The sequence below is a fragment of the Achromobacter sp. DMS1 genome, assembly GCF_001270295.1.
The window spans coordinates 1-9,969 of record NZ_LHSJ01000152.1; the positions used below are offsets into that span (position 1 = coordinate 1).

General features: G+C 68.4%; 10 protein-coding genes and 3 pseudogenes. 7 read left to right on the forward strand and 6 right to left on the reverse strand.

The features are described from left to right. Window positions 1-134: 134 nt before the first annotated feature. The 4 genes and pseudogenes from AD428_RS26250 to AD428_RS16795 all read right to left on the reverse strand — a co-directional run. Window positions 135-734: pseudogene (locus tag AD428_RS26250) on the reverse strand (PLP-dependent aminotransferase family protein); the annotation flags it as partial. Beyond that, window positions 735-1,694: a Bug family tripartite tricarboxylate transporter substrate binding protein gene (locus AD428_RS26255; RefSeq protein ID WP_053245933.1), complete on the reverse strand. Its 960-nt coding sequence runs from the start codon at window positions 1,692-1,694 to the stop codon at window positions 735-737. It abuts the pseudogene before it with no gap. A 79-nt stretch (window positions 1,695-1,773) separates the two neighbouring features. Next, a complete protein-coding gene (locus tag AD428_RS16790) occupies window positions 1,774-2,574 on the reverse strand; it encodes a class II aldolase/adducin family protein (RefSeq protein ID WP_053245934.1) in 801 nt (266 codons plus the stop codon). A gap of 97 nt (window positions 2,575-2,671) precedes the next feature. Then, a pseudogene (locus tag AD428_RS16795) lies at window positions 2,672-3,594 on the reverse strand (LysR family transcriptional regulator). A gap of 298 nt (window positions 3,595-3,892) precedes the next feature. On the opposite strand from AD428_RS16795, the gene AD428_RS16800 reads away from it, so the two are divergent. Then, window positions 3,893-4,306: a carboxymuconolactone decarboxylase family protein gene (locus tag AD428_RS16800; RefSeq protein WP_053245944.1), complete on the forward strand. Its 414-nt coding sequence runs from the start codon at window positions 3,893-3,895 to the stop codon at window positions 4,304-4,306. A gap of 84 nt (window positions 4,307-4,390) precedes the next feature. Here AD428_RS16800 and AD428_RS16805 read toward each other — a convergent pair whose 3' ends face one another. Beyond that, window positions 4,391-4,864 (reverse strand): MarR family winged helix-turn-helix transcriptional regulator, encoded by a 474-nt coding sequence (locus AD428_RS16805; protein WP_053245935.1) that lies wholly within the window; start codon window positions 4,862-4,864, stop codon window positions 4,391-4,393. A 142-nt stretch (window positions 4,865-5,006) separates the two neighbouring features. On the opposite strand from AD428_RS16805, the pseudogene AD428_RS16810 reads away from it, so the two are divergent. The 6 genes and pseudogenes from AD428_RS16810 (at window position 5,007) to fba (ending at window position 9,216) form a co-directional block, all read left to right on the forward strand. Further along, a pseudogene (locus AD428_RS16810) lies at window positions 5,007-5,929 on the forward strand (tripartite tricarboxylate transporter substrate binding protein). 52 nt (window positions 5,930-5,981) lie between these two features. Then, complete coding sequence (locus AD428_RS28945) at window positions 5,982-6,533, forward strand: CoA transferase (RefSeq protein ID WP_053245938.1); 552 nt, start codon at window positions 5,982-5,984, stop codon at window positions 6,531-6,533. 34 nt (window positions 6,534-6,567) lie between these two features. After that, on the forward strand, window positions 6,568-7,149 hold the full coding sequence (locus AD428_RS28950; RefSeq protein WP_053245939.1) for a CoA transferase: 582 nt from the start codon (window positions 6,568-6,570) through the stop codon (window positions 7,147-7,149). Between the two features lie 43 nt (window positions 7,150-7,192). After that, a complete protein-coding gene (locus tag AD428_RS28955) occupies window positions 7,193-7,399 on the forward strand; it encodes an aldolase/citrate lyase family protein (RefSeq protein WP_053245940.1) in 207 nt (68 codons plus the stop codon). After that, window positions 7,378-8,088 (forward strand): aldolase/citrate lyase family protein, encoded by a 711-nt coding sequence (locus AD428_RS16835; RefSeq protein WP_053245941.1) that lies wholly within the window; start codon window positions 7,378-7,380, stop codon window positions 8,086-8,088. Before AD428_RS28955 ends, AD428_RS16835 begins: the two co-directional genes overlap by 22 nt. Window positions 8,089-8,151: 63 nt before the next feature. Beyond that, complete coding sequence (fba, locus tag AD428_RS16840; protein WP_053245942.1) at window positions 8,152-9,216, forward strand: class II fructose-bisphosphate aldolase; 1,065 nt, start codon at window positions 8,152-8,154, stop codon at window positions 9,214-9,216. Window positions 9,217-9,400: 184 nt separating this feature from the next. On the opposite strand, the gene AD428_RS16845 is transcribed toward fba, so the two are convergent. Then, complete coding sequence (locus AD428_RS16845; RefSeq protein ID WP_053245943.1) at window positions 9,401-9,859, reverse strand: GFA family protein; 459 nt, start codon at window positions 9,857-9,859, stop codon at window positions 9,401-9,403. Between the last annotated feature and the right edge of the window lie 110 nt (window positions 9,860-9,969).

The window sequence follows — 9,969 nt, forward strand, 5'->3', positions numbered from 1 at the left end:
GTAAAGACGATGTCGCTGAGATCGGCGGGAGTGGAGTTGGGGGCGCTCACGGTAATCGCGGTGACGGGAACTCGAAACGGACAGCATAAAACAACGACGCCGGGCATTGCACCCGGCCGTCGGCGAGGCGGCGGTCAGGCCGTGTATTCCTTGAGCAGCTTGCCCAGGATGGCGATGCCGGCGCGGATCTTGTCTTCGGGCACGGTGGCGAAGCTCAGGCGCATGGTGTTGGCGCGCCCGCCGCCGCTGTAGAACGGCGCGCCGGGCACGAACGCCACGTTCTGCTCGATGGCCTTCTGCAGCAGGGCGGTGCTGTCGATGTGGCCGGGCAGCGTCACCCACAGGAACATGCCGCCTTCGGGGCGCGTCCAGCTCACGGTGTCGGGGAACTCGCGCTCGATGGCCTCCAGCATGCAGCGGCCCTGCTTGCGGTAGATTTCGCGCACGTTGGGCAGGTGCTCCTGCAGGAAGCCGTCCTTGACGATCTCGTAGACCGCCATTTGCGTCAGCGTGGGCGTATGCAGGTCGGTGGCCTGCTTGGCCTGCACCAGCTTGTCGATGATGGGGCGGGCCGCCGCGATGAAGCCCAGGCGCAGGCCGGGCGCCAGCACCTTGGAGAAGGTGCCCAGGCGGATCACATTGGCGCCGTACTCGGTGGCCAGGGTGAAAAGGCCAGGCTGCGGTTCGCCGGCGTAGCGCAGCTCGCCGTAGGGGTCGTCTTCGATGGCGGGGACTCAGTTGGCGGTCGCATCGAATTTCTTCACCAGCCCGGCCCATTTGGCGTGCTCCTGCCGGATGAACGTGGCGAACTGCGCGGGCGTGCCGCCCACCGGCTCGGCGCCCTCGTTGAGCATTTGGGTTTTCAGCGCGGGCATGGCCGCGTTGACTTCCCGGTTCAGCGTCTGCACGATCTCGGCCGGCGTGCCCTTGGGCGCGAAGAAGCCGAACCAGGAACCCGCGTCGAAGCCGGGGTAGCCCGATTCCGCGACCGTGGGCAGCTCCGGCAGCGTGGCCGAGTGCTGCGCGGTGCTCACGGCCAGCGCGCGCAGCTTGCCGGCGCGGATCTGGCCGATGACCGAGGGCAGCGTGGCGAACATGAAGTCGATGCGCCCGGCCAGCAGGTCGTTGACCGCGTCGGCGCCCTTGTAGGGCACGTGGGTCGCCTCCACCCCGAGCTGGTCCATGAGCATGTAGCTGGACAGGTGCGAAGACGTGCCCACGCCCGTGGAGCAGTAGGTGGGATGGGGCTTGGCCTTGATCCATTCCAGAAAGCCGTTGAAATCCCGGGCGGGCGAGGAAGGCGGCACCACCAGCACGTTGGGCACCGTGGCGAGCTGCACGATGGGAACGAGATCCGTGAGCGGGTCGTAGTTCAGCTTCATGAGCGAGGGGTTCACCGCGATGGGCCCCACCGAATTGACGATCAGCGTCTGGCCGTCCGGGTCGGCGCGCACTACGTACTCGGTGCCGATGTTGCCGCCGGCGCCCGGCTTGTTCTCCACCACGAAGGGCTGGCCCAGTTTCTTTGCCAGCAGGTTGCTGACGCCGCGGGTGAGCGTATCGGTGGTGCCGCCGGCCGAAAAGGCCACTACGACCTTGACCGGGCCGGCGGGATAGCCGGCCGCCATGGCGGCGGGGCTGCTACAGGCCGCAGCCAGCGCGATGCCGGCGAGCCAGGTTCTCGGGTGGTGCATGTTCGTCTCCTCCATGCGTTTTGTTATGGATGGGCGGCGTCGTCGCGCCGCTCGGGTCCGCCGCGGCGGGCGCGACGGATCAGTCGCGAAAGCCGGGGTCCAGGCGGTCCAGCTTGCGCAGCAGGGCAGGCCACTCCATCACGCCGTAGGGGCGGCGCGTGTTGGGCTGATAGTTGTTCCAGGTGGCCTCGAGCACGGCCTGCGGCACGGGCTGCACCGCCGCGCCGGCGGCCTGGGCGGCCAGTTGCGCGCGGCAGGCGAGCTCCAGGCGGTGCATCCAGTTGAAGGCCTCGCCCACCGTCCGCCCGACGGTCAGGGCGCCGTGGTTGCGCAGGATGAGCGCCTCGCCCTCGCCCAGGTCGGCGATGAGGGAGGCTTGTTCCGCGGTGTCCAGCACCACGCCCTGGTAATCGTGATAGCCGATCTTCAGGAAGCGCATCGCCGTCTGCGTGAGCGGCAGCAGGCCGCAGGCCAGGGACGACACGGCCATCGAGGCCCAGCTGTGCGTGTGGATCACGCAGTCCACGTCGTGGCGCGCGCCGTGGATGGCGCTGTGGATCACGTAACCGGCCTTGTTGATGCCGTAATCCAGCGGGCCGAAGTCGGGCTTGGCGAGAATGTTGCCGTCCAGGTCCACCTTGATGAGGCTGGAAGCGGTGATTTCCTCGTACATCATGCCGTAGGCATTGATGAGAAACGCATTCTGCTCGCCGGGCACGCGCGCCGAGATGTGGTTGGCCATCATGTCGGACATGCCGTAGAGCTCGACCAGGCGGTAACAGGCGGCCAGGTTTACCCTGGCCTCCCATTCTTCCGGGGAGCAGTGCGGGCGCATGGAGGGAATGCGCAGGGCGCCGGGGCGCGGAGTCTCTGTCGTCATCGCGGATCGGAAAGAAGGCCGCCGCAACAGGCGGCGATGGGACAGACTCTATCGGCGCACCCGGCGAGCGCCTACCCAGCGCCGCGGCATGGGGGCATCACGATTCGAGAAGGGTGGCTCCGGGCCAGCCGCCTTGCCGCACGAGGCCGCGCATGACGTCCGTCAGCACCGCGCGGGCGGCCAGCGCCGCGGGAGAGAGCTCGTCTTCGTTCACGCACCGGACGGTGCTGCGGCGGAACAGGAAAGGGTCGTCGATGGGATGGGCGGAGAGCAGTTCGCGGTCGGCGCGCGCCACCGTGCCGCCGGGCTGGATCGTGGCCATGGCGTTGGATTTCACCAGGTCCATGAGCGTCGTGAGCCCGTCCACCTCCACCGCGATCCAGGGCTCCCGCCCGCCCGCTCGAAAGCCGCCTGCACCCAGGCGCGCATGCCATGCGCCTTGCTGGTCAAGGCCAGGGGCAGCAGGGCGAGCTGCGCATCGTGACCGCTGGCGTCGGGCAGGTCGAGCAGGCCGCGCCGGGCCAGCAGGAACAGACGCTCGTCCAGGATGGGAATGGCGTTGTGGCTGTTGCCCGCGTCGTTCTGGAACAGCACGGCCAGGTCCAGCCGCCGCGCATTGAGCTGGTCGGCCAGGCTGCCCGACAGCCCCTCGACCAGGTGCAGCCGCACGTTGGGGTGCCGCTCGGCCATGGCGGCATAGTAGGGACGGGCCAGCATGTAGGCGGTGGCCGGCGCGAAACCCACGCTGACCGTGCCCGACAGCGCGCGCACGCGCGCCGCGGCGACGGCGCTCTCGGCATGCCGCAGCGTCAATTGCGCCTGGCGCAGAAAGGCCGCGCCGGCCGCCGTCGGCACCACGCCGGTGTGGGTGCGCATCAGCAGGCGGGTGGCGAGCTCGGTTTCCAGCCGACTGATCTGCTGGCTGAGCGCCGAGGCCACCACGTTCAATTCGCGCGCGGCGCGGCCGATGCTGCCGAGTTCGGCGACGCGGACGAAATAGCGGAATTGGCGCAGTTCCATGCGAGGGAAAGAATGGACAAGGGAACAATCGATTGTGCCGGCAAATCCGCGGCGCGGGGACAGCCTGGGCACGGGATTTTCCCGAAGACGGTCGAGCCGCATGGCGTGCTGATGCCATCGGAAACGGGCAGGGCTCCGTCAGGACTTGCGCGGCGTGCAAGGAGCCCGGACCGGCATGGCGGCCGGAGTCGTCAGCGATCTGGGCCGACAATACGGCAAGACGGCAAACCCGCTCAAAGCGGAACGATTTCGCCGCCCGCCGGCGGCAGCCGGCCGCCATTTCACCGAGGAGAATTCCATGGCAGACAAGCAAAACCCCAACCACGAATTGTTCGACCAAGGTCTGCGGTTGCGCCGCGAGGTGCTGGGCGCCGGATATGTCGATGATTCGCTGGCCCGCGCGAACGATTTCATGATGGCCTTCCAGCGCATGACCACTGAATGGTGCTGGGGTTACGCCTGGGGCCGACCTGGCCTGGAGAAGAAAACCCGCAGCATGCTCAACCTGGCCATGCTGACCGCGCTCAACCGCCCGGCGGAGATCAAGCTGCACGTCAAGGGCGCGCTCAACAATGGCGTGACCCCCGACGAGATCAAGGAAATTCTGCTGCACGCCACGGTGTACTGCGGCATTCCGGCTGGCCTGGACGCTTTCAAGGTGGCAAACCAGGTGCTCGAGGAAGCGGGCGCGTTTAAGCAAGAGCAGGCATAAGCGCCGCCCCGGAGTTCGTTTGCGCCCGCAACGGAGTCGGCTGCCGCCCCCCAGGCAAGGCGGGGCGGCGCAGCGCACGCCGATTCAGGCATTTCCCCCACCTTCCCGCGCCTGCTCCAGCATTTCGCGCGCCTGCCCCGTAAGCGTGTCGAGGATGCGGTGCAGCGTCGCGCGGTCTTCGGACGACAGCGATTCTTCCAGCGATTTCTGGCGCGCCTGCGTGCCGCGCAGGCCCCGGTCCACGACCTTGAGGCCGGCCGGCGTCAGCGAAACAATGGTGCGCCGGCGGTCGGCCGCGTCCACTTCCTGGCTCAGCAGGCCGAGCTTCTCGGTCTCGAACACCGCGCGGCTGATCTGGCTCTTGTCCATATGCGAGAACCGGGCGATCTCGGAAGGCGTGGCGGGCCCCAGCCGGTGCAGGGTGATCATCGTGCGCCACTGGCGGCTGTTGAGCCCCAGCGCCTTGTTCACGGAGGCGTCCACGACCCGGGCCAGCAGTTGCGCGAGCACCGAAACCTTGAATGTAATCAGCTCTTCCACTGCGATCTTTTTTGGCATATTCTCTCACTTGCAACTATTGCAGTAGCAACAAACTACTTATAGCACGTCCTTCATTACACCGATACGGGAGACAGGGATGCAAGCCAATGCCAGAAACAGGATGCGGCGGCAATTGCTGGCCGCGCTGATCGCGCTGCCGATGGCGGCAGGCGCCCAGGCCGCGCCGGCCTGGCCCGCGCAGCCGATCAGGATCGTGGTGACGCAGGGGCCGGGGTCGGGCAGCGATGTGCTGGCCCGGCTCATCGGCCAGTATCTGGGGCAGGCCGTGGGCCAGCCGGTCATCGTGGAGAACAAGGTCGGCGGCGGGGGCGTGGTGGGCCACGAGGCGGTGCTGCGCGGCGCGCACGACGATTACACGTTCGTTTTCAGCTCGACCGCGCCGCTGTTCGTAGTGCCCTATCTGAACAAGGCCGCCACCTACCGCTACCAGGACTTCGTGCCCGTGGCGCCCGTGATGCAGGCGCCGTTCGTGGTGCTGGTGCCCAATACGGAAAGCGCGCCCAAGACGCTCAAGGACCTGATGGACAGCCTGCGCGCCAGGCCGCAGGCGTATTCGTCGGCGGGCTACGGCACCATGACGCACCTTGCCAGCCAGATGCTGCTGCAGAAGGCGGGCGTGAAAGCCACGCACGTCCCCTATAAGGGCAGCGGCGCCTCGCTCAACGACCTGATCGGGCAGCAGGTGGCGTTCTCCACCGATTCGCTGGCGGCGTCCATGCCCCTGATCAAGGCCGGGCGGCTGCGCCCGTTGGCGGTGACCAGCACGGCGCGCGAGCGCTCGCTGCCGACGTGCCCACCCTGGCCGAGGCGGGCTATCCGGGCCTGTCCATCGCGGTGATCGGCGGGCTCTTCGCGCCCAAGACCGTCTCGCCCCAGGCCGTGGACGGCATGGCGGCCGCCATGGCCAAGGTGATGCGGAACAAGGAGGTGCACGAGCGCTTCGCCACGCTGGAAACCGAGCCGCTGGACGTGTCGCGCCAGCAGTTCGTCTCCCTGCTGGACAAGGAGGCGCCGCGCTGGGAAGCGGTGGCGCAAACCCTGGAACCCGAGTCCGGACGATGAGCGCGGCGATGAACGGACCGCCGAGCGGCCCCCGGCCGGCGGACTGCCGCGGGTGGCGTTCGACGCCGCCCGCCGGGGCGTGCTGGACGGCGTCCGTGTGCTGGACCTGAGCCGGCTGGTGGCGGGCAATATGCTGACGCTGCAACTGGCGGATTTCGGCGCCGACGTGCTGAAGATCGAATCCGCCCGCGGCGGTGACACGCTGCGCCAGTGGACGCAGCCCCATCCTGAATGCCCGGAGGGGTACGACGGCTGGTGGCAGGTCTACGCGCGCAACAAGCGCAGTGTGGCGCTGGACCTGCGCAGCCCGCGCGCCTGTGGTCTGCTGCGCCGGCTTTGCGGCCGGGCGCAGGTGCTGGTGGAGAGCTTCCGGCCGGGCACGCTGGAGACGATGGGGCTGGACCCCGCCGTGCTGCATGCGGACAACCCGGCGCTGATCGTCGTGCGCCTGTCGGGCTGGGGGCAGACCGGCCCGTACCGCAGCCTGCCCGGCTTCGGCAGCCTGGTCGAAGGTTTTTCCGGCTTTGCCCTCAAGAGCCGCGACAGCGCCGGCGCGCCCTTGTGCTGCCGGGCATCGCGCTGGCGGACATGGTGGCCGGCATGAGCGGCGCGTTCGCGGTGATGGCGGCGCTGCGCGAGTGGAGGTCAACCGCGGCAAGGGGCAGGTGATCGACCTGTCCTTGCTGGAGCCCATGCTCGCCATCATGGGGCCGGACGTGACGAACTACGCGCGCACCGGCGTCAAGCCGGCCGAGGGCGCAAAGATCGCCTCGCCGCGCGGCGCCTACCGCTGCGCCGACGGACGGTGGGTGGCCATGTCGGGCTCCACCGATGCGATGGCGCGCAAGGTGTTCGAGGCCATCGGCAAGGGCGGGCTGTATGACGATGCGCGCTATCGCACCAATGCGGCGCGGCTGGCGCACGATGCGGAGATCGACGCCATGGTGCAGGCATTCATCGCCCGGATGGATCAGTCGGCCTGCCTGGCGCATTTCCGCGCCCACGGCGTGACCGTCGGGCCCATCCACGACGCCGAAGGACTGTGCCGCGACGAGCACGTGCGCAGCCGCGGCGTGTACGTTGCGGCCGGCGACGGCGCGGACGAGGACGTCGTCATGCACGCCGTGGCGCCGCGCCTGAGCGCACGCCGGGGACGCTGCGCCGCCGCGCGCCGCGCCACGGCGAACATACCGGGCAGGTGCTGCGCGACCTGGGCCTGAGCCAGGAAGACATCCGGCAACTGCACGAACAGGGAGACATCAAATGCGGCTGAACGGATTGCGGTCTTTGCTGTTCGTGCCCGCTAATGCGCCGGCATTCATCGAGCGCGCGCACGAGCGCGGCGCGGACGCCGTCATCCTCGACCTGGAAGACGCCGTGCCGGCCGAGCAGAAAGAGGAAGCGCGCCAGCGCGTGGCCGCGCTTCGCGCAAGCTGGCCGAGCGCGGCGTGCCGCTGCTGCTGCGCCTGAACGCCAACCCTCGCGCCTGGCGCGCCGACCTGGAATGCGCCGACCTGGGGGTGCTGGGCGCCGTCATGCTGCCCAAGGTGGAGACGCCGGCCCAGGTCAACGCGCTTGCCGATGCGTTGGACGAGCTGGAGCGCGCGCAGGGGCTGGCGCGGCAGATCGCCATTGCGGCCCTGATCGAATCGCCGCTGGGCGTGCTGCGCGCGCGAGATCGCCTGCCGCTCGCCGCGCCTGTGCGCGCTGGGCTTTGGCGCCGAGGACTACGCCGCGGCCATGTCCGTCGCCGCGAGCCGGACAGCCTGCGCTGGGCCGCCCAGCAGGTCACTAACAGCGCCCGCGCTTTCCAGCTCGGGTGCTGGGGGCTGGCCGACAGCATCGCCAATCTGCAGGACATGCCGCGCTTCGATGCCGCGGTGCGCGAGGCGCGCAAGCTGGGCTTTACCGGCAGCGTGGCGATCCATCCGCGCCAGGTGCCCTACGTCAACCGCGGCTTCAGTCCCACCGACGCCGAACTCGACTGGGCGCGCCGCGTGGTGGCGGCCGCCTCGGCCGCGCGCCGGGAAGGCAAGGGCGTGGTGCTGGTGGACGGCAACATGGTGGATCAGCCGCTGCTGGAGCGGGCCATGCGCTGGTTTAGTCCTGGTGTAGAGGGATACCGGCCGTTGCAAGACCTTTCACCGATTCCCCCGTAAAATCACGCCATTCAGCAAGGCTTCAACCATCTTTCAATAGACAGCACCTAAGGAGGACCACTCATGGCCCTAGTCTCCATGCGCCAGTTGCTCGACCATGCCGCCGAGCACGGCTACGGCATTCCCGCGTTCAACGTCAACAACCTGGAGCAGGTCCAGGCCATCATGGAAGCCGCGGCGGAGACCGACAGCCCGGTCATCATGCAGGCCTCCGCCGGCGCGCGCAAATACGCGGGCGAAACCTTCCTCAAGCACCTCATCCAGGCCGCGGTGGAGTCATACCCGCACATTCCCGTGGTCATGCACCAGGATCACGGCCAGTCGCCCGCGGTCTGCCAGGGCGCGATCGACCTCGGCTTCTCCAGCGTAATGATGGACGGCTCGCTGAAAGAAGACGGCAAGACCATCGCCGACTACGACTACAACGTCGAAGTGACCAGGAAGGTCGTGGACGCCGCGCACAAGCTGGGCGTCACGGTCGAAGGCGAACTGGGCTGCCTGGGCTCGCTCGAAACCATGCAGGGCGACAAGGAAGACGGCCACGGCGCCGACGGCAAGCTCACCATGGACCAGCTCCTCACCGACCCCGAGCAGGCCGCCGACTTCGTGCGCAAGACCCAGCTCGACGCCCTGGCCATCGCCATCGGCACCAGCCACGGCGCCTACAAGTTCACCCGCAAGCCCACCGGCGACATCCTGTCGATTTCGCGCATCAAGGAAATCCACGCCCGCCTGCCCAACACCCACCTGGTGATGCATGGCAGCTCCAGCGTGCCGCAGGAACTGCTGGCCGAGATCCGCGAATTCGGCGGCGACATGAAGGAAACCTACGGCGTGCCGGTCGAGGAAATCCAGGAAGCCATCAAGTTCGGCGTGCGCAAGATCAATATCGACACCGACATCCGCCTGGCCATGACGGGCGCCATCCGCCGCTTCTTCGCCGAGAACCCCAGCAAGTTCGACCCGCGCGAATACCTGAAGCCGGCCCGCGCCGCGGCCAAGGCGATCTGTGTCGCCCGCTACACGCAGTTCGGCACCGCCGGCAACGCCAGCAAGATCAAGCCGGTCCCGCTGACCGAGATCGCCGCGCAATACGCCTCGGGCAAGCTGGCCCAGGTGGTGCAGTAAGCCGGCATGGCGCCGGGGCCGCGCGCCTCGCGCCATCCCTGCAAAACGGATCAGCCTTGAACTGGCCCCCGAAAGTTGGACGTATATCCAACCTTCGGGGGTTTTTATTTGACGTGCCCCCGGAATATCCGCACAGGTCAAAACCGGAGGTAAGGTTGCTTCTCAGCGCCCCGGCGCGGCGCGTTCAGCCCGGCGCCGGCGCGTTGCGCGGGAAATGCGGCACCGACGTGTCGACGTGGTGCCATGACGGCGCGGAGGCCGTCCACAGCGTGGCCTGAGAATGAAACGCCTCGGGATCGTCCAGCGCGCCGGCGCGCACGATCTCGTATCCCATGCCGTCCGACCCGCCGAACAGCGGCGTGCCGCAGTCGGCGCAGAAGCTGCGCATCACCGTGTGCCCGGAGTCTCCCCTGTAGCGGTGCTCCTTGGGGCGGCCGCGCAGCAGCGTGACCGAGCCGGCCCGGAACAGCAGGGCATGGGCGGGGGCGCCGCCGCTGGAATACTGGCAATCCCGGCAATGACAGGTGGCGGCGGTGAAAGGCTCATCGGTAACGGCAAAGCGGATGGCGCCGCACTGGCAGCCGCCCGTGAGATGCACTTGCGCGTCCGGGCCCGCCGGGCGTTTGCGTATCGCGTCCTGCACGAGTTTCTCCTCCCTGGGTGAGGCCGTGACACCCTGGAAAGGGTGGCCGGCGCTGCGGTTTGCGTGGCTCACAGCCTAACGCGCCGGCGCCGCGCCGTCGAGGGCGGCGG